General features: G+C 71.4%; 20 protein-coding genes. 5 read left to right on the top strand and 15 right to left on the bottom strand.

The window, feature by feature from the left end; genetic code table 11:
• Positions 1 to 11 precede the first annotated feature (11 nt).
• From ACLBYB_RS02320 to ACLBYB_RS02330, 3 genes are all read left to right on the top strand, one after another.
• Positions 12 to 206 carry a DUF1656 domain-containing protein gene (locus ACLBYB_RS02320; RefSeq protein WP_020091795.1) on the top strand — a complete coding sequence of 65 codons (195 nt, stop codon included), beginning with the start codon at positions 12 to 14 and terminating at the stop codon, positions 204 to 206.
• Positions 206 to 1261 carry an efflux RND transporter periplasmic adaptor subunit gene (locus ACLBYB_RS02325; protein WP_447697720.1) on the top strand — a complete coding sequence of 352 codons (1056 nt, stop codon included), beginning with the start codon at positions 206 to 208 and terminating at the stop codon, positions 1259 to 1261. Before ACLBYB_RS02320 ends, ACLBYB_RS02325 begins: the two co-directional genes overlap by 1 nt.
• Before the next feature lie 71 nt (positions 1262 to 1332).
• The gene (locus ACLBYB_RS02330) at positions 1333 to 1815 is read left to right on the top strand and encodes a DUF3280 domain-containing protein (RefSeq protein ID WP_447697721.1); all 483 of its coding nucleotides are present in this window, start codon (positions 1333 to 1335) and stop codon (positions 1813 to 1815) included.
• Between the two features lie 592 nt (positions 1816 to 2407).
• Here the strand turns inward: ACLBYB_RS02330 and gatB are convergent.
• The 5 genes from gatB to ACLBYB_RS02355 form a co-directional block, all read right to left on the bottom strand.
• A complete protein-coding gene (gene gatB / locus ACLBYB_RS02335) occupies positions 2408 to 3880 on the bottom strand; it encodes an Asp-tRNA(Asn)/Glu-tRNA(Gln) amidotransferase subunit GatB (protein WP_447697722.1) in 1473 nt (490 codons plus the stop codon).
• Positions 3881 to 4064: 184 nt separating this feature from the next.
• On the bottom strand, positions 4065 to 4364 hold the full coding sequence (locus ACLBYB_RS02340) for a hypothetical protein (protein ID WP_020091791.1): 300 nt from the start codon (positions 4362 to 4364) through the stop codon (positions 4065 to 4067).
• A complete protein-coding gene (gatA, locus tag ACLBYB_RS02345; RefSeq protein WP_020091790.1) occupies positions 4361 to 5839 on the bottom strand; it encodes an Asp-tRNA(Asn)/Glu-tRNA(Gln) amidotransferase subunit GatA in 1479 nt (492 codons plus the stop codon). Before gatA ends, ACLBYB_RS02340 begins: the two co-directional genes overlap by 4 nt.
• A 78-nt stretch (positions 5840 to 5917) precedes the next feature.
• Positions 5918 to 6205, bottom strand: a complete 288-nt coding sequence (gene gatC / locus ACLBYB_RS02350; protein ID WP_020091789.1) for an Asp-tRNA(Asn)/Glu-tRNA(Gln) amidotransferase subunit GatC — start codon at positions 6203 to 6205, stop codon at positions 5918 to 5920.
• A gap of 169 nt (positions 6206 to 6374) precedes the next feature.
• Positions 6375 to 6515, bottom strand: a complete 141-nt coding sequence (locus ACLBYB_RS02355; protein ID WP_012317484.1) for a hypothetical protein — start codon at positions 6513 to 6515, stop codon at positions 6375 to 6377.
• A 172-nt stretch (positions 6516 to 6687) separates the two neighbouring features.
• Between ACLBYB_RS02355 and ACLBYB_RS02360 the strand changes: the two genes are divergently transcribed.
• Together ACLBYB_RS02360 and ruvX are read left to right on the top strand one after the other, a co-directional pair.
• Positions 6688 to 7257 (top strand): SMI1/KNR4 family protein, encoded by a 570-nt coding sequence (locus ACLBYB_RS02360; RefSeq protein WP_447697723.1) that lies wholly within the window; start codon positions 6688 to 6690, stop codon positions 7255 to 7257.
• Positions 7254 to 7766 (top strand): Holliday junction resolvase RuvX, encoded by a 513-nt coding sequence (gene ruvX / locus ACLBYB_RS02365; RefSeq protein WP_020091786.1) that lies wholly within the window; start codon positions 7254 to 7256, stop codon positions 7764 to 7766. Before ACLBYB_RS02360 ends, ruvX begins: the two co-directional genes overlap by 4 nt.
• Here ruvX and dprA read toward each other — a convergent pair.
• The 10 genes from dprA to ACLBYB_RS02415 form a co-directional block, all read right to left on the bottom strand.
• Positions 7756 to 8955 (bottom strand): DNA-processing protein DprA, encoded by a 1200-nt coding sequence (gene dprA / locus ACLBYB_RS02370; protein WP_447697724.1) that lies wholly within the window; start codon positions 8953 to 8955, stop codon positions 7756 to 7758. The genes ruvX and dprA overlap by 11 nt on opposite strands.
• A 46-nt stretch (positions 8956 to 9001) precedes the next feature.
• Positions 9002 to 9604, bottom strand: a complete 603-nt coding sequence (plsY, locus tag ACLBYB_RS02375) for a glycerol-3-phosphate 1-O-acyltransferase PlsY (RefSeq protein ID WP_244534981.1) — start codon at positions 9602 to 9604, stop codon at positions 9002 to 9004.
• Positions 9604 to 10908, bottom strand: coding sequence for a dihydroorotase (locus tag ACLBYB_RS02380; protein ID WP_447697725.1), 1305 nt, complete (start codon positions 10906 to 10908; stop codon positions 9604 to 9606). Before ACLBYB_RS02380 ends, plsY begins: the two co-directional genes overlap by 1 nt.
• Positions 10905 to 11708 (bottom strand): imidazole glycerol phosphate synthase subunit HisF, encoded by an 804-nt coding sequence (gene hisF, locus ACLBYB_RS02385; protein ID WP_447697726.1) that lies wholly within the window; start codon positions 11706 to 11708, stop codon positions 10905 to 10907. The genes ACLBYB_RS02380 and hisF overlap by 4 nt, the downstream gene beginning before the upstream one ends.
• Before the next feature lie 32 nt (positions 11709 to 11740).
• On the bottom strand, positions 11741 to 12484 hold the full coding sequence (gene hisA, locus ACLBYB_RS02390) for a 1-(5-phosphoribosyl)-5-[(5-phosphoribosylamino)methylideneamino]imidazole-4-carboxamide isomerase (RefSeq protein ID WP_103985186.1): 744 nt from the start codon (positions 12482 to 12484) through the stop codon (positions 11741 to 11743).
• A gap of 37 nt (positions 12485 to 12521) precedes the next feature.
• On the bottom strand, positions 12522 to 13181 hold the full coding sequence (hisH, locus tag ACLBYB_RS02395) for an imidazole glycerol phosphate synthase subunit HisH (RefSeq protein WP_020091780.1): 660 nt from the start codon (positions 13179 to 13181) through the stop codon (positions 12522 to 12524).
• A 19-nt stretch (positions 13182 to 13200) separates the two neighbouring features.
• A complete protein-coding gene (locus tag ACLBYB_RS02400; protein WP_419511807.1) occupies positions 13201 to 13680 on the bottom strand; it encodes a DUF2628 domain-containing protein in 480 nt (159 codons plus the stop codon).
• A gap of 73 nt (positions 13681 to 13753) precedes the next feature.
• Positions 13754 to 14341 (bottom strand): imidazoleglycerol-phosphate dehydratase HisB, encoded by a 588-nt coding sequence (hisB, locus tag ACLBYB_RS02405; protein ID WP_020091778.1) that lies wholly within the window; start codon positions 14339 to 14341, stop codon positions 13754 to 13756.
• Between the two features lie 84 nt (positions 14342 to 14425).
• The gene (locus ACLBYB_RS02410) at positions 14426 to 15301 is read right to left on the bottom strand and encodes an S-methyl-5'-thioadenosine phosphorylase (RefSeq protein WP_447697727.1); all 876 of its coding nucleotides are present in this window, start codon (positions 15299 to 15301) and stop codon (positions 14426 to 14428) included.
• A 300-nt stretch (positions 15302 to 15601) separates the two neighbouring features.
• Complete coding sequence (locus ACLBYB_RS02415; protein WP_056521259.1) at positions 15602 to 16513, bottom strand: cytochrome c1; 912 nt, start codon at positions 16511 to 16513, stop codon at positions 15602 to 15604.
• Position 16514: the final 1 nt, after the last annotated feature.

Raw genomic sequence — 16514 nt, forward strand, 5'->3', positions numbered from 1 at the left:
CCGGGGTAACCATGCACGAGGACATCCATGTCGGCGGGGTGCTGGTCACGGCCTTCGTCGCTTACGCGCTCGCCGCGTTCGTGATCCTGGTCGTCCTTCGCCTCGTCTTCGCCCGCATCCGCTTCAGCCGCTATGTCGCCAACGCCCCGCTCGCCGAAGCCGGCCTCTACGTCTGTGTCCTCGCCCTCCTGATCGCGTTCATCTGATGCCCGACACGACCGCCGACGAGGACGATCCGAAGTCCGCCGCCCGCGACGGCGCGCCCGGGCGGAGCGACCCGCTGCCCGCAGTGCCGCGCCGGGGCCGCACCGCCAAGGTGTTCCGCCTCGCGGCCACCGGCGTGATCCTGCTCGCGGCGATCCTGGCGGGAGCCTTCGTGTGGGAATTCTACGTGGCGGCGCCCTGGACGCGCGACGGCACGGTCCGGGTCCAGGTCGCCAACATCGCCCCGCAGGTCGCTGGTCAGATCGTCGAGGTCCGGGTCCAGGACAATCAGAACGTTCGCAAGGGCGACGTCCTCTACGTCATCGACCCGGTCGATTTCGAGGTCGCCGTCACCTCGGCGGATGCCGAGGTGAAGAATCGCGAAGCCGATCTGCAGGTGAAGAACGCCGAGTCGGCCCGGCGCCAAGCGCTCTCGACCGTGTCGACCTCGATCGAGGAGAAGCAGCGCTTCGCAGGCGCCGCGAAGATCGCCGAAGCGTCGCTGGAGAGCGCGCAGGCGCAGCTGCGGCAGGCCAAGGTGAATCTGGAGCGCACCCAGGTGAGGTCGACCGTGAACGGACGGGTGACCAACCTGCTGATGCGGGTCGGCGACTACGCCCGGACCGGCACCTCGAACATCAACGTGGTCGACACCGACTCCTTCTGGATCGACGGCTATTTCGAGGAGACCAAGATGTCCAACATCCGCGTCGGCGACCCCGCCGACGTGAAGCTGATGGGCTTCGATCCGCACCTGACCGGCACGGTCCACAGCATCACGCTCGGCATCTCCACGGCGAACGCCGCCGCCAGCACGCAGGGGCTGCCGGACGTCAACCCCGTCTACACCTGGGTGCGCCTCGCCCAGCGGGTGCCGGTCCGCATCCGAATCGACCACGTCCCAGCGGGCGTCCCGCTCATCGCCGGCATGACCGCGACGGTGTTCGTCAACGGCGGCCGCGGCCCGGCACCGAGCTGGTTCATGGACCTGCGCGACCGCGTCTCTGGCCTGGCAAAGCCGGCGGCCAGCCCCACCCGGGAGGCCGACCGGCGCTGAATCGCCGCGCGGACGCGACCCGGTTGGCGGGGGCGCGGTTTCCCGGACACGCATCCGCGCCGGAGATCACGATGAACCGACTGCTCGCACTCGCCACCGTCCTGCTGGCCGCGGGACCGGCCGCAGCCGCGCCCCCGCGGGCTGCGGTATCTGATTTCCATTTCTCGAACCTATCGCCGGTGCCGGGTGACGCCGCCGACACCGCGCGGCTGAAGCGGGTCAGCGCCGAACTGCGCGACCTCCTCCAGAAGAAGGGCCTGTACGTCGTGGTCTCGACCGAGCCGGTGCGGGACGAGGTGGCCAGAAGTACCGACCTGCGCCGCTGCAATGGCTGCGCGGATGACTTCGCCCGCAAGCTCGGCGCGGATGTCGCGATCACCGGCGAGGTGCAGAAGGTCTCGAACCTGATCCTCAACCTCAATGTCTACGTGAAGTCCCTCACCGGCGACGCGCCCGAGAAGGCCTACAGCGTGGACCTGCGCGGCGACACGGATGAGTCCTTCGACCGCGGCATCCGCTTTCTGGTCGAGAACAATATGGGCGCCGGCAAGTAGCTTGCGGGCCAATCAATATTTCGCAGCGCCGCGGGATCGATCCAAGTGATTGGGCTCGCACGCGCTGCGGTGCGGCGGCGGGGGCAAGTGGATCGAAAAAGCCTTTTGCCGAGAAAATAGCTATTGACCGACTTGGAGGACGGGCGCAGTCTCCGTCTGTGCTTAGCGAGAGCGGGCACGGATCGGCACGAAATCTTGACGCGATCAGGTTTCGCAGCGGTGTCGGTCGTCGGAAGCTGGAGGAGACAGGGATGACTCCACCGCAGCGGAATGCCGCCTAGACGGTTCAGGGACAGGTTCGGCCCGAGACTTAGCGGCACAACACGAACAGCCGGACGGACGCGGCTCCAGGGGCGCAGAAGCGGCCACGCATGGCACGCCTTCGAATGCGCGAAAGGCCCCACTTCGAGCCGTTCCGCCGCGGTTTCTCTTCGAGGATCTGTTCGTGGCCCACCTGCCCGGCATCGCCGCGGCGGGATCTCGTCGTGGCTTTGGCGAGCATGGGACTGGCCGGCGACGTCGAAGCGACGGCCATCCGATCCCGGCACTCATCCTGAGGCCGGGCGCGGACTGGCCGCTCGCCGCGGAAGGCTCACTCGATCCCGAGCTTCGCCTTGAGCAGCGCGTTCACCGCCGCGGGGTTCGCCTTGCCGCCGGTGGCCTTCATGGTCTGGCCGACGAACCAGCCGAGCAGGGTCGGCTTCTCTTTGGCCTGGGCGACCTTGTCGGGATTCGCCGCGATGATCTGGTCCACCGCCGCCTCGATGGCGCCCGTGTCGGTCACCTGCTTCATGCCGCGGCTCTCGACGACGGCGCGCGGGTCGCCGCCCTCGGTCCAGACGATCTCGAACAGGTCCTTGGCGATCTTGCCGGAGATGATGCCCTCGCCGATCAGGTCGATGATCGCCCCGAGCTGGTCCGCCGAGACCGGGGTCGCGTCGATGGACAGCCCCTCCTTGTTGAGGCGCCCGAACAGCTCGTTGATCACCCAGTTGGCCGCGGCCTTGCCGTCCCGGCCCTTCGCCACCGCCTCGTAATAGTCCGCGGAGGCGCGCTCGGCGACCAGCACGCCGGCATCGTAGGGCGAGAGGCCGAACGCCGAGACGAACCGCGCCTTCTTGGCGTCCGGCAGCTCGGGCAGCCCCTCGGCCAGGGCGTCGACGTAGGCCTGGTCGAATTCCAGCGGCAGCAGGTCCGGATCGGGGAAGTAGCGGTAGTCGTGCGCCTCTTCCTTCGAGCGCATCGAGCGCGTCTCGCCCTTGGTCGGGTCGAACAGGCGCGTCTCTTGGTCGATCTTGCCGCCGTCCTCGAGGATGGCGATCTGGCGCCGCGCCTCCGTCTCGATCGCCTGCCCGATGAAGCGGATCGAGTTGACGTTCTTGATCTCGCAGCGGGTGCCCAGCGGCTCGCCGGGGCGACGCACCGAGACGTTCACGTCGGCGCGGAGCGAGCCCTTCTCCATGTCGCCGTCGCAGGTGCCGAGGTAGCGCAGGATCGTGCGCAGCTTGGTCACGTAGGCCTTCGCCTCCTCGGAGGAGCGCAGGTCGGGCCGGGAGACGATCTCCATCAGCGCCACGCCCGACCGGTTGAGGTCGACGAAGCTCCGGGTCGGATCCTGGTCGTGCAGCGACTTGCCGGCATCCTGCTCGAGGTGCAGGCGCTCGATGCCCACGGTGATGGACGCGCCGTCGGCAAGGTCCACCAGGACCTCGCCCTCGCCGACGATCGGGTCCTTGTACTGCGAGATCTGGTAGCCCTGCGGCAGGTCCGGGTAGAAGTAGTTCTTCCGGTCAAACACGGAGCGCAGGTTGATCTTGGCCTTCAGGCCGAGGCCGGTGCGCACCGCCTGGGCGACGCACTCGGCGTTGATCACCGGCAGCATCCCGGGCATCGCGGCGTCGACCAGCGAGACGTGGTCGTTCGGCTCGGCCCCGAACTCCGTCGAGGCGCCGGAGAACAGCTTCGCCCGGCTGGACACCTGGGCGTGGATCTCCATGCCGACGATCACCTCCCAGTCGTGGAGGCCGCCCTTGATCAGCTTCTTGGGGTCGACGGGTGCGTTCATGGTCGGTCCGAAAGGCGGCTGGCGTTCGAGGCGTCGCCGTCTTCGAGAGCGCAGCGAAGCGATCCAGGGAAGCGCGAGGCTTCCGGGCGTTGCACCGCCGGATCGCTTCGCTGCGCTCGCAGAGACGGCGGAGGCGCCGCATGCGTCGAGCGAGAGATTTTCTAGGAGGCCCCTGCCCGCAGGGTCAAGCGCGGCGTCCGACCGCCTGCCGGGCGCCGTAGCCCACGACGGCCCAGAGCAGGGCCGCGACGGCGCGGACCGGGAAGAAGGTCGGGCCGTCGCGGGTGATCGGCGCCGGCCACGGGATGCCGGCCGCGCTGACCGCGTAGGAGAACAGCACCGAGAAGCCGAGCGCCGCGATCGCCGCGATGAAGACCTTGCCGAACTGGCTGGCGGTCCAGCCGAGATAGACCGCCACCACGATCAGCGCCGGATCGAAAGCGGCCCAGATCCAGACCGTCCAGGGATAGTACGGGACGGTCATGACCACCACGGCTCGGGCAGGACGGTGCGACCGGCCGCGTCCTCGATCACCTGGGCGACCGCGAACAGCGTCTCCTCGTCGAAGGGCCGGCCGATGAGCTGGAGGCCAAGCGGGAGGCCCTGCCCGTCGAGACCCGCCGGCACCGCGATGCCCGGCAGCCCGGCCATGTTCACCGTCACGGTGAACACGTCGTTGAGGTACATCTCCACCGGGTCGGCCGAGGCCTTCTCGCCGATGCCGAAGGCGGCCGACGGCGTCGCCGGCGTCAGGATCGCGTCGACCCCGGCCGCGTAGGCGGCCTCGAAGTCGCGCTTGATCAGCGTGCGGATCTTCTGCGCGCGGACGTAGTAGGCATCGTAGTATCCGGCCGAGAGCACGTAGGTGCCGATCATGATCCGGCGCTTCACCTCGCGGCCGAAGCCGGCGGCGCGGGTGTTCTCGTACATCCCGGCGATGTCCTTGCCGGGCACGCGCAGGCCGTAGCGGACGCCGTCGTAGCGGGCGAGGTTCGAGGAGGCCTCGGCCGGGGCCACGATGTAGTAGGCCGGCAGCGCGTAGGCGGTGTGCGGCAGCGAGATCTCCCGGATCGTCGCGCCGGCGGCCTTGAGCCACGCCGCGCCCTCGTCCCAGAGCTTCTGGATCTCCGCGGGCATCCCGTCGACCCGGTACTCCTTCGGGATGCCGATGGTCAGGCCCTTCACGCCGCGCGACACGGCGGCCTCGAAATCGGGCACCGCGAGGTCGGCGCAGGTCGTGTCCCGGGCGTCGGCGCCCGCCATGGAGCCGAGCAGGATGGCGCAATCGCGCACCGTCCGGGCGATCGGGCCGGCCTGATCGAGGGAGGAGGCGAAGGCCACCGTGCCCCAGCGCGAGCAGCGCCCGTAGGTCGGCTTGATCCCCACCGTGCCGGTGAAGGCGGCGGGCTGCCGGATGGAGCCGCCGGTATCGGTCGCGGTGGCGCCGAGGCAGAGGCGCGCGGCGACCGCCGCGGCGGAGCCGCCCGACGAGCCGCCGGGCACGATCGGCGCGTCTGATCCGGCGCGCCGCCAGGGCGAGACCACGTTGCCGTAGGCGCTGGTCTCGTTCGACGAGCCCATGGCGAACTCGTCGAGGTTCAGCTTGCCGAGCATCACGGCGCCGTCGCGCCACAGATTGGCCGACACGGCCGATTCGTAGTGCGGCTCGAAGGTCTCGAGGATCTTGGAGCCCGCCGTGGTCGTCACGCCGTGCGTGCAGAACAGGTCCTTGATGCCGAGGGGGATGCCCTCGAGCGGCCGCGCCTCGCCGGACGCGATCTTCTGGTCCGAGGCCTCGGCCATCGCCAGGGCGCGGTCCGGGGTCTCCCGGATATACGCGTTCAGGACGCGGGCCTTGGCCATGGCGTCCAGATGGGCCTGGGTCAGCTCGCGGGCCGAGATCCGCTTCGCCTTCAGGGCGTCGCGCGCTTCGGCCAGGGTAAGTTCGTTCGGATCCACGCTGTTCACGTCCCCGCGCGCGCCGCCGCGCGCCTGCCCGCCAGAAATCCGGTCCGCAAGGTCCGGGCCGTCCTCGGCCTACTCGACCACCTTCGGGACCAGGAAGTAATTGTCCTCGGTCTCGGGTGCGTTGGCGACGACGTCGGCGGCGCGGCCGCCCTCCGTGACGACGTCCTCGCGCTTCTTCATCGCCATCGGCGTCACCGAGGTCATCGGCTCGACGCCCGCGACGTCGACCGTGCCGAGCTGCTCGACGAAGGACAGGATGGCGTTCAGCTCGCCCTGCAGGGGCCCGACTTCGTCGTCGGTGACCGCGATCCGCGCCAGATGCGCGATGCGCCGAACCGTCTTCTCGTCGACCGACATGCCGTCTCGTTCGTCCCTGCCCGGGAGCGCTCTCCCGAAGTCGGTCGCGCTATAGCATCGGCGCTCGACGCACCGCAACGCGGGTGGGCTATGCCGCGCCGCCCGTAGGGCGGCCGGCCGCGCTGGACCCGGCTGACCGCGCGCTCGGCGCGGGCGGGCGACGGGCGGATCAGGTCACGACGTGGTGGGGCGTCACCGACATCTCGATCGTGATTCCCGGTTGCCGGACCGGCTGGATCATGGCTTGGGTGAAGCCCGCGACCAGCACCTCAAAGGCGAGGAGCAGCATCCAGCGGTGCTTGCGCGGCATCGCCCGCCGGCGGCCGGACGGAGCGGAAGAGGAGAGCTGGCCGTTCGTCGACAAGGCGGACCCCTACAGCGTGGTTTAACGGAACATTAACCTACCTAGACGCGAACGGCTCCGCGCGCACCGGGGGCGATCTGCGGAGGAACCGAAGTCTGTGGACGGTGGAGCGGGAGCGATGTGGAAGACGGTCTTCGAGGAGCTCGCGCCGGGCTTCGTGCCGGACGAGGCGGCCCTCGACCGTGCAGCAGAGGCGCTGGGCTTCGCCCTTCCGGCCTCCTACCGCGACTTTTGCCGGACCTGCGGCGTCGGCCTCGCGGGCGGGCAGTTCCGCGTCGCCGTGCCGGCACCGTTCGAGGCCTGCGATCTGGTGAGCCAAGCGGCCCTCATCGCCCACAGCGTCGGCGCCGCGGTCGCCATGCTGGAGGACGGGGCGGAGCCGCACCGCTTCGACGTCGAGGGCGGCGACGCCGGCGTCGTCGAGCGCGCCTGCTTCTTCGGCGCGGGCGAGGACGGCAGCTTCCTGTTCTGGGACGTCACCGGGACCGACGGCGAGTACGACGTCTGGCTGCTGGCGCCTGACCTGGAGACGGTGCGGTTCGGCGGCGATAGCCTCGACGACTTCTTCACCCGGGTCACGGCGCCGTCCGCGGCCCTGGTCCTGGGACCGGGCTCGGAGCCCCTCCCCGCCCGGTTCGAGGGCGTCACCGAGGCCATTCTGGCGCGCGCCGCGCGGGCGGAACCATGAATTTCGACGCGATCCGCGCCTTCGCGGCCGAGTCTCGCGGCGGCGCCCGCCTGATCGGCATCGATCTCGGCACCAAGACGATCGGCCTCGCCCTGTCGGATCTCGGCCGCCAGATCGCGACGCCGCTGGAGACGATCCGCCGGGTGAAGTTCACCCCCGACGCGCAGCGGCTCGCCGCCCTGTGCCGGCAGCACGCGGTCGGCGGACTCGTCGTCGGGCTGCCGCTCAACATGGACGGGAGCGAAGGGCCGCGGGTGCAGTCGACCCGCGCCTTCATGCGTAACCTCGCGCCGATCCTCCCCCTGCCCCACGTCTTCTTCGACGAACGCCTCTCGACCGCCGTGGTCACCCGCGCGCTGATCGAGGCCGACGCCTCGCGGGCGCGGCGCGGCGAACTCGTGGACAAGCTCGCCGCCGCCTACATCCTCCAGGGCTGTCTCGACGTCATGCGCAACCTCGCGGACGCCGATGCGGACGACGATCCCGAAGAGGACTCCCTCAGCGGCTGACCAGCGAGACGGTGCCGCTGCCGTGGCGCTCGATCCGTCCGTCGAGCTCCAGTTCCAGCAGCACGCTCTGCACGGTCCGGGCACCGACCCCGGCGCTCCGCGCCAGCTCATCGGTGCCGACCGGGCTCGGGCCGAGCAGGGCCACGATCCGCGCCCGGTCATCCTCGGCCTCGGGCGGCTCGTCGCGCGCGGGATTGTCGGCGGACGCGCCGTCGGCTCGCTCCGGTCCGGGGTCGAGAGCCGCGTCGAGCGCGATCTCGTCCCAGAAATCCGGCTGCTCGGCCAGGTCCGGCCGCCCGCGCGCCGGGGCCGCCTCGGCGTCCGGGCCGCGCTCGATGATCGGTCCCAGCACCTCCAGCACGTGGTCCACCTCGGAGACCAGGGTGGCGCCCTGGCGGATCAGGTCGTTGGTGCCCTCGGCGCGCGGGTCGAGCGGCGAGCCGGGAACCGCGAAGACCTCCCGATTCTGCTCCAGGGCGTAGCGCGCCGTGATCAGCGAGCCGGAGCGGCGGGCGGCCTCCACCACCACCGTCCCGTAGGACAGCCCGGAGATGATCCGGTTGCGCCTCGGGAAGTCCCGCCCCCGGGGCTCCCAGCCCATCGGCATCTCCGCGAGGACCGCGCCGCCCTCCGCCAGGATGGCCTCGACCAGGGTCGCGTGGCTCGCCGGGTAGATCCGGTCCTGGCCGCCGGCCATGACGGCGATCGTGCCGGTCCGGAGGCCCGCCCTGTGGGCGCGCGCGTCGATCCCGCGGGCGAGGCCCGAGACCACCGTGAGGCCTGCCTCGCCGAGCCCGCTGGCGAGCCGCTCCGTGAAGGCGAGCCCCGCCGACGATGCGTTCCGCGAGCCGACGAGGGCGGCGGCGGGCCGATTGAGGATCGGTGCGCCGCGCAGGGCCAGAAGCGGAGGCGCCGCGTCGACCTGCGTCAGGAGCCGCGGGTATTCCGCCTCGCCGGCGGCGATCAGCCGGCCGCCGAGGCGGGTCAGGGCCGCCAGCTCGGCCTCGGCCTCAGCGCGGGTGGGTGGCACGATCCGCCGTCCCTGGCGGCCGGTGAGCTCCGGCAGGGCGTCGAGGGCGGCGGCCGCGCCGCCGAAACGGTTCACGAGCCTCCGGAAGGTGCGGGGGCCGACGCCCTCGGTCCGGATCAGCCGCAGCCAGTCGAGCCGCTGGGCCTCGGTGAGCTGCATCCACCACCCCCACACCTGCCCGAAGGTCGGCGCGGCGCGCCGGCACTCAGCCCTTCTGGCCGATGCGCCCCTCGGTGCCGGACGCGAGTCGGCGGATGTTTGGCGCGTGCTTCCACCATAGCAGCAGGCCGAGGAGCAGGAACAGCAACGCCTGCGTCGGGGCGCCCAGCGCCCAGAGGACGAGGGGTGTGGCCGCCGAGGCGGCGAGCGCCGCCAGCGACGAGTACTTGAGCGCGAAGGCGAGACCGAGCCAGATCGCCGCGAACGCCGCGAGGGCGGGCGGGCTGAAGGCGAGGAGCACCCCGATGAAGGTCGCGACGCCCTTGCCGCCCTTGAAGCCCAGCCAGACCGGGAAGAGGTGGCCGAGGAAGGCGCCGAGCCCGGCCGCGAGCGCCGGGCCCTCGCCCAGCTGCCGGGCGATGAGGACGGCCGCCGTGCCCTTGAGGGCGTCGCCCAGGAGCGTCGCCGCGGCGAGGCCCTTGCGGCCGGTGCGGAGCACGTTGGTGGCGCCGATATTGCCGGAGCCGATCGCCCGCACGTCGCCGAGGCCGGCGAACTTCGTGAGGATCAGCCCGAACGGGATCGAGCCCAGGGCGTAGCCGAGGGCGAGGCCGCCGAGGGCGGCCGGGGTCGCGAGATCGGGGGGCATCATGCGGCGGCCGCGAGATCGTCGACCGCGTGGACGATCCGGCCACCGACCAGCGTCAGCACCGCCGCGCCCTGGAGGCGCGCCTCGTCGAAGGGGGAGTTCTTGGAGCGCGACTTCAGCCGGCGCTTGTCGAGGACGTAGGGGAGATCGGGATCGATCAGCACGAGGTCGGCGGGGGCGCCGACCGCCAGCCGGCCGGCCTCGCGGCCGAGGATGCGCGCCGGATTCACGGTGAGCGCGGCGACGAGCTTGGGCAGTGCGAGGTCGCCGGTGTGGACGAGGCGCATGGCGGCGCCGAGCAGCGTCTCGATGCCCAGCGCCCCGTCCGCCGCCTCGGCGAAGGGCAGGCGCTTGGTCTCCACGTCCTGCGGGTTGTGGTCGGACACGACGACGTCGATCACGCCCTCGTGGAGGGCGCGCACCACTGCCTGACGGTCGGTCTCGTGGCGCAGGGGCGGCGAGAGCCGGCAGAAGGTGCGGTAATGGCCGATGTCGTTCTCGTTGAGGACGAGGTTGTTCACCGAGACGCCGCAGGTCACCGGCAGGCCGTCCTGCTTGGCGCGGCGGACGATCTCCACCGAATCGGCGCAGGAGATCATGGCCGCGTGGTAGCGGGCGCCGGTCAGCCGCACGAGGCGGATGTCGCGCTCCAGCATCACGGTCTCGGCCTCGCGGGGGATGCCCATGAGCCCGAGGCGCGAGGCGAGCTCGCCCTCGTTCATGACGCCCTCGGCGACGAGAGCGGATTCCTCCACGTGCTGCACGATCAGTGCGTCGAAATCCCGGGCGTAGGTCAGGGCGCGGCGCAGAACCTGGGCATTCGCCACGGCCCTGAGCCCGTCGGTGAACGCGACCGCGCCGGCCTCCTTGAGCAGGCCGAACTCGGTCATCTCCCGGCCGGCCAGGCCCTTGGTGATGGCGGCCGCCGGCAGGACGTTGACGCTCGCCGTGTCGCGGGCGCGGCGGAGCACGAAGTCGACGATGGCCGGCTCGTCGATCACCGGATTGGTGTCGGGCATGCAGACGAGCGTCGTAACGCCGCCCGCGGCCGCCGCGGCACTCGCCGAGGCCAGGGTCTCGCGGTGCTCGGCCCCCGGCTCGCCCACGAAGGCGCGCATGTCGATCAGCCCGGGGGTCAGCACGCGGCCGGCGCAGTCGACGCGCTTCGCGTCGGTTGGTGCGCCCGGCGCCGCGCCGGCGGCGATATCGGCGATGCGGCCGTCCCTCACCAGCACCGCGCCGGCGGTCTGGCGACCGGTCACGGGATCGAGGAGGTCGGCGTTCGCCAGAAGGTAGCTGCTCACTGGGGCGCCCTCGAGGAAGAGGCCGGGACGTCGAGGCGCATGGCGAGGCCGGCCGCCGCCATGTGCGCCTTCGCCTCGGCGACGCTCGCCTGACCGAAATGAAAGATGGAGGCCGCCAGGACGGCGCTGGCGCCGCCCTCGGCCACGCCGGCCACGAGGTCGTCGAGGCCGCCGACGCCGCCCGAGGCGATCACCGGCACGGTTACGGCATCGCTGATCGCCCGCGTCAGGGCGAGATCGTAGCCGGAGCGCGTCCCGTCCTTGTCCATGGATGTGACGAGCACCTCGCCGGCGCCCTTCTCGGCCACCAGCCGCGCGAAGGCCACGGCGTCGATCCCGGTCGGGTCGCGGCCGCCGTGGGTGAAGATCTCCCAGGCGGCCGGCGTGCCGGGGGGCGAGACGCGCTTGGCGTCGATCGCCACCACGATGCACTGCGCGCCGAACTTCTCGGCGGACCGGGCCACGAGGTCGGGATCCTTCACCGCGGCGGTGTTGATCGCGACCTTGTCGGCGCCGGCGAGCAGCAGCGCGCGCACGTCCTCGACGGTACGCACGCCGCCGCCGACGGTCAGCGGCATGAAGCAGGCCTCGGCGGTCCGGCTGACGATGTCGAGCAGGGTGCCGCGGGCCTCGCGGCTCGCGGTGATGTCGAGGAAGCACAGCTCGTCTGCGCCGGCCGCGTCGTAGACCTTGGCGGCCTCGACGGGGTCGCCGGCGTCGCGCAGGCCCTCGAAGCGCACGCCCTTCACGACGCGCCCGTCCTTCACGTCGAGGCAGGGAATGATGCGGGTCTTCAGCACGGGCGGCGTCTCATGTCGCGAGCCTCTGGATATCACGCCGCCGGGCCGCGCGCCGCAGCGATCGCTGCCAGGGCCGCCTCCGGATCGATGCGGCCGTCGTAGAGCGCCCGGCCGGTGATCGCGCCCGCGATCAGGGCGCAGTCGGGCTGCAGCAGCCGGTGGACGTCGTCGATCGACGCGAGGCCGCCCGAGGCGATCACCGGGATGCGGACGGCCTGGGCGAGCGCCAGGGTCATCTCGACGTTGAGGCCCTTCAGGATCCCGTCGCGAGCGATGTCGGTGTAGATGATCGCCGCGACGCCCGCGTCCTCGAATCGGCGCCCCAGCTCCTCCGCGGTCATGCTGGAGGTCTGGGCCCAGCCCTCGACGGCGACGCGGCCGTCCTTGGCGTCGATCCCGACCGCGATCTTCCCGGGATACTTGCGGGCCGCCTCCCGGACGAAGCCGGGATCGCGCACCGCCGCGGTGCCGATGATCGCGCGGGCAACGCCCTTGCTCAGCCATCCCTCCAGCGTCTTCATCTCGCGGATCCCGCCGCCGAGCTGGACCGGGATCGTGACCCGCGCGAGGATCGCGTCGACGGCCTCGGCGTTCCGCGGGGCGCCCGCGAAGGCGCCGTCGAGATCGACGACGTGGAGCCAGGAGAAGCCCTGCGCCTCGAAGATCGCGGCCTGCGCGGCCGGATCGTCGCCGAAGACCTTGGCCTGCGCCATGTCCCCCTGGATGAGGCGAACGCAACGCCCCTCTTTCAGGTCGATCGCCGGGTACAGGATCACGGGCGCTTCCGTCCTTCTTGCCTGGGCCGAACGGCGCTCACGGGCGCCAGTTCAGGAAGTTGGCGATGAGCGCGAGGCCCAGCCGCTGGCTCTTCTCGGGGTGGAACTGCGTGCCGGCGACGTTGCCGCGGGCGACGAGGGCGGTGACCGGGCCGCCGTACTCGGCGCGCGCGACGACGTCGTCCGGACGCTCCGCCTGCAGCGCGTAGCTGTGCACGAAGTAGGCGTGTAGCCCGTCCTCGCCGGTGGGAATGCCGGCGAGCAGCGGGTGGTCGCGCTCGGTCCGCAGGGTGTTCCAGCCCATGTGGGGAACCTTGAGGGCCGGATCCGACGGCCGGATCGGACCGACGTCGCCGGGGATCCAGCCGAGCCCCGGCGTGGTCGTGTACTCGAGCCCGCGGCTCGCCAGGAGCTGCATCCCCACGCAGATGCCGAGGAACGGGCGGCCCGCCCCGTGGGCGACCCGCGTCATCGCCTCGACCATGCCGGGAACGGCATCGAGCCCGCGGCGGCAATCCGCGAAGGCGCCGACGCCGGGCAGCACGACGCGGTCGGCCGCGGCCACCACCTCCGGGTCCGAGGTCAGGCAGATCCGCGCGTCGCGCCCGCTCTCGCGGGCGGCGCGCTCGAAGGCCTTGGCGGCGGAGTGGAGGTTGCCCGACCCGTAATCGATGATCGCGACGGTCTCGGTGGTCATGCGCGTCTCGCCCGGGAACTCACCGGGCGCCTTCCTGGGCAGGGAACAGCCCGATCACCGGCTCGGCCCGCCGGCTGGGGCCGCTCGGGAACGGGGCCCGGGGGGCGCTCGGGATCGCCTCGATCCAGCGGTTCAGCGCCCGGGCCTCGGCCTCCTCGGGCGTCGCGGCGACCACCGCGTCGCGCGCCGGCCAGCCGCGCCGCGCCAGGGTCCAGCGGCGCAGGCTGGAGGCCTCGAGGCCGATCAGCCAGGCGGCCAGCAGGGTGACGATCAGGCCGGCACCGGCCGGGAGCCCGAGGGCGATGCCGGCAGCGGCCAGCGCCACGAGGCCGACGAGGACGAGCAGGGCGGCGAGCCAGAGGCGGTGGAACAGGAACCACAGCACCGTGAAGGCGAAGGCCGGCCAGGAGAAGCCGTCGCGTACCAGGAGAGCCCGGTCGAGCCCGACCGTCTCGCCGGGCCGCGCATCGGCCGGCAGGTGGAGCGTGTAGCTGCGCATCCGCATCGCGAAACTCCGACAGCGCGCGCCGCGACGGCCGTGTGGCCGATCCGGGCGCCCGACGACAACGGGTCTACAGAGAGCCCTTGGTTGAGGGAACGCGCCCCTCCTCCCGCGGATCGATCGCCACGGCCTTCCGCAAGGCGCGGGCCAGCCCCTTGTAGCAGCTCTCCGCGATGTGGTGGGCGTTGTCGCCGTAGAGGGTCTCCACGTGGAGCGTCAGGCCGGCATTCATCGCGAAGGCCTGGAACCACTCGCGCACCAGCTCGGTGTCGAACTGTCCGATCTTCTCCACGCGGAACGTCGTGCGGAACACCAGGAAGGGCCGGCCGGAGATGTCGACGCAGACCCGGGTCAGCGCCTCGTCCATCGGCAGGTGGATGTCGGCGTAGCGCGTGACCCCGCGCTTGTCGCCGAGCGCCTTGGCGAAGGCCTGCCCCAGGGCGATGCCGCAATCCTCGGCCGAGTGGTGCTGGTCGATGTGCAGGTCGCCGTCGACCTTCACGTCCAGGTCGAACAGGGCGTGCCGCGCCAGCAGATCCAGCATGTGGTCGAGGAAGCCGATGCCGGTGGCGATCTTCGACCGCCCGGTCCCGTCGAGATTGACGGTGACCGCGATATCGGTCTCCGCGGTCTTCCGGCTGATGGAGGCGCTGCGCATTTCGGTCTGGACTTCGCGTCGGGGGCGGCCTGGGCCGCCCGCGCCTTCTAGAGGGACTCGTCGCCGAATGGAAAGGCCGGCCGGCTAGCCGTTGAGAACCCGCCCCGCCACGGCGTCGAGCTTGGCGAGGAGCGCCGGATCCCGGACGGCGGGCGCCGTCATGATCGCGCCGTCGAGCGCCCGGTGCGAACCCGCCGGGCACGGCTCCCGCTCGCCCGGGAATTCGCGGGCGAGACGGGCGACGAGCCGCGCCGCCTTGTCGGCGTTGGCCCGGGCGACGGCGATCACCGCGGCGACGTCGACGGCGTCGTGGCCCGGGTGCCAGCAATCGTAGTCGGTCACCATCGCGATGGTCGCGTAGGTGATCTCCGCCTCGCGGGCGAGCTTGGCCTCGGGCATGTTGGTCATGCCGATCACGTCGAAGCCCTGGGCCTTGTAGGCGCGGGATTCGGCCAGCGACGAGAATTGCGGCCCCTCCATGCACACGTACGTGCCGCCGCGATGGACTGCGATGTGCTCGGCCTTCGCGGCCTGGGCGATGCGCGCCTGCAGGCCGGGGCCCACCGGGTGCGCGAGGGAGACGTGGGCGACGCAGCCGTCGCCGAAGAACGACGAGGCGCGGCCGTGGGTGCGGTCGACGAACTGGTCGACGAGCACGAAGAGGCCCGGGGGCAGGTCCTCGCGGAAGGAGCCGCAGGCCGAGAGGGCGACGAGGTCGGTGACCCCGGCCCGTTTCAGGGCGTCGATATTGGCGCGGTAGTTGATGCCCGACGGCGAGAGCCGGTGCCCCCGCCCGTGGCGCGCCAGGAACACGACCTTGGTGTCGCCGATGCGCCCGATCCGCAGGGCGTCCGAGGGCTCGCCCCAGGGCGACGCCACGCGCTCCTCGCGGACGTCCTCGAGACCCGGCAGGTCGTAGACGCCGGACCCACCCATGACACCCAGTACCGCTGTGCTCATGCCGGACTCCCTCAACGCGCAACGCCTCGGCAGCGCGGCCTATCCCACCCGGCACCTCGTCCTCGGGTGCCGGAGCCATGCGCAGGCCTCGACGGAGACCTCCGGACGCCGCTCTGATCCCTGAAGCCCTCCTGCGAGGCCCGCTGACGCGGTCACCTCAGGTTGAGGTGGTGCAGGGGGCGGGCAGTCTCGGGAGGCGGACCGTCGCGGCGGGCGAGCGGTAGCATGGAGCGCCGGCCGAAAAAAAGATGGGCCTCCGCGAGGGAGGCCCATCCGAACTGCGAACCGATCCGGCCCGCCTCAGTAGGTCTTGTGCAGCTCCGGCTGGAGGCCGTGCACCTCGCCACCGACATCCGCCCAGATCTTCTTCTTCACGTAGTAGAGCAGACCCGACAGCACGATCAGGAACAGGATCACCCGGAAGCCCAGGGCCTTGCGGTCCATCATGTGCGGCTCGGCCGCCCACATCAGGAAGGCCGAGACGTCCTTGCCGTACTGGTCCAGCGTCTCGGGCACGACCGGCTGGCCCTGATCGTTCTTCGGGTAGGAGACCTGCCCGTCGGTGATCGGCGGCGGCATCGCGATGATGTGGCCCGGATAGTACTTGTTGTAGTGGCCGCCCTCCGGCAGCGCGAAGTCCTTCGGCGGATCCTGGTAGCCGTTGATCAGGGCGTGGATGTAGTCCGGCCCCTGCTCCGAGTAGCCGACGAGCGGCAGCCAGTCGGTCAGGAAGTAGAGCGAGCCGCGGGAGAAGGTCCGCGCCTTGGCGATGACCGAGAAGTCCGGCGGGGCCTTGCCGCCGTTGGCCGCGGCCGCAGCCTGATCGTTCGGGAAGGGCGGCGGGAAGGTGTCGGCCGGGCGGCCCGGCCGCTCGAACATGTCGCCGGCGTCGTTCGGCCCGTCCTTCACCTGATAGGTCGCGGCCAGCGCCTTGACCTGCCCGGCCGAGAAGTGCGGCCCGCCCTCCTGCGCGAGGTTGCGGAATGAGACCAGCTTCATCGAGTGGCAGGCGGAGCAGACCTCCTTGTAGACCTGGAATCCGCGTTGCAGCTGCGCGGTGTCGAAGCGGCCGAACACGCCGGCGAAGCTCCAGTTCACGCGGGCCGGGATCGGCCCGCCATGCCCTTCCTGGGCGGAGACCGGCACGGCGCCGATCAGCAGGGCCGCCAGGGCGGCCGCGGCGGTCGTCGAGAGGACGCGGGTCATCATCATG

Source organism: Methylobacterium sp. D54C, assembly GCF_053345595.1.

Bases quoted from the DNA above. Each gene is read 5' to 3' on its own strand.
- ACLBYB_RS02325 (WP_447697720.1), top strand. From the start codon at position 206: ATGCCCGACACGACCGCCGACGAGGACGATCCGAAGTCCGCCGCCCGC.
- ACLBYB_RS02360 (WP_447697723.1), top strand. From the start codon at position 6,688: ATGTGGAAGACGGTCTTCGAGGAGCTCGCGCCGGGCTTCGTGCCGGAC.
- gatC (WP_020091789.1), bottom strand. From the start codon at position 6,205: ATGTCGGTCGACGAGAAGACGGTTCGGCGCATCGCGCATCTGGCGCGG.
- ACLBYB_RS02355 (WP_012317484.1), bottom strand. From the start codon at position 6,515: ATGCCGCGCAAGCACCGCTGGATGCTGCTCCTCGCCTTTGAGGTGCTG.
- plsY (WP_244534981.1), bottom strand. From the start codon at position 9,604: ATGCCCCCCGATCTCGCGACCCCGGCCGCCCTCGGCGGCCTCGCCCTC.
- ACLBYB_RS02400 (WP_419511807.1), bottom strand. From the start codon at position 13,680: ATGCGCAGCTACACGCTCCACCTGCCGGCCGATGCGCGGCCCGGCGAG.
- ACLBYB_RS02415 (WP_056521259.1), bottom strand. From the start codon at position 16,513: ATGATGATGACCCGCGTCCTCTCGACGACCGCCGCGGCCGCCCTGGCG.
- hisH (WP_020091780.1), bottom strand. From the start codon at position 13,181: ATGACCACCGAGACCGTCGCGATCATCGATTACGGGTCGGGCAACCTC.
- gatB (WP_447697722.1), bottom strand. From the start codon at position 3,880: ATGAACGCACCCGTCGACCCCAAGAAGCTGATCAAGGGCGGCCTCCAC.
- dprA (WP_447697724.1), bottom strand. From the start codon at position 8,955: ATGCAGCTCACCGAGGCCCAGCGGCTCGACTGGCTGCGGCTGATCCGG.
- ACLBYB_RS02410 (WP_447697727.1), bottom strand. From the start codon at position 15,301: ATGAGCACAGCGGTACTGGGTGTCATGGGTGGGTCCGGCGTCTACGAC.
- ACLBYB_RS02330 (WP_447697721.1), top strand. From the start codon at position 1,333: ATGAACCGACTGCTCGCACTCGCCACCGTCCTGCTGGCCGCGGGACCG.
- ruvX (WP_020091786.1), top strand. From the start codon at position 7,254: ATGAATTTCGACGCGATCCGCGCCTTCGCGGCCGAGTCTCGCGGCGGC.
- hisB (WP_020091778.1), bottom strand. From the start codon at position 14,341: ATGCGCAGCGCCTCCATCAGCCGGAAGACCGCGGAGACCGATATCGCG.
- ACLBYB_RS02340 (WP_020091791.1), bottom strand. From the start codon at position 4,364: ATGACCGTCCCGTACTATCCCTGGACGGTCTGGATCTGGGCCGCTTTC.
- ACLBYB_RS02320 (WP_020091795.1), top strand. From the start codon at position 12: ATGCACGAGGACATCCATGTCGGCGGGGTGCTGGTCACGGCCTTCGTC.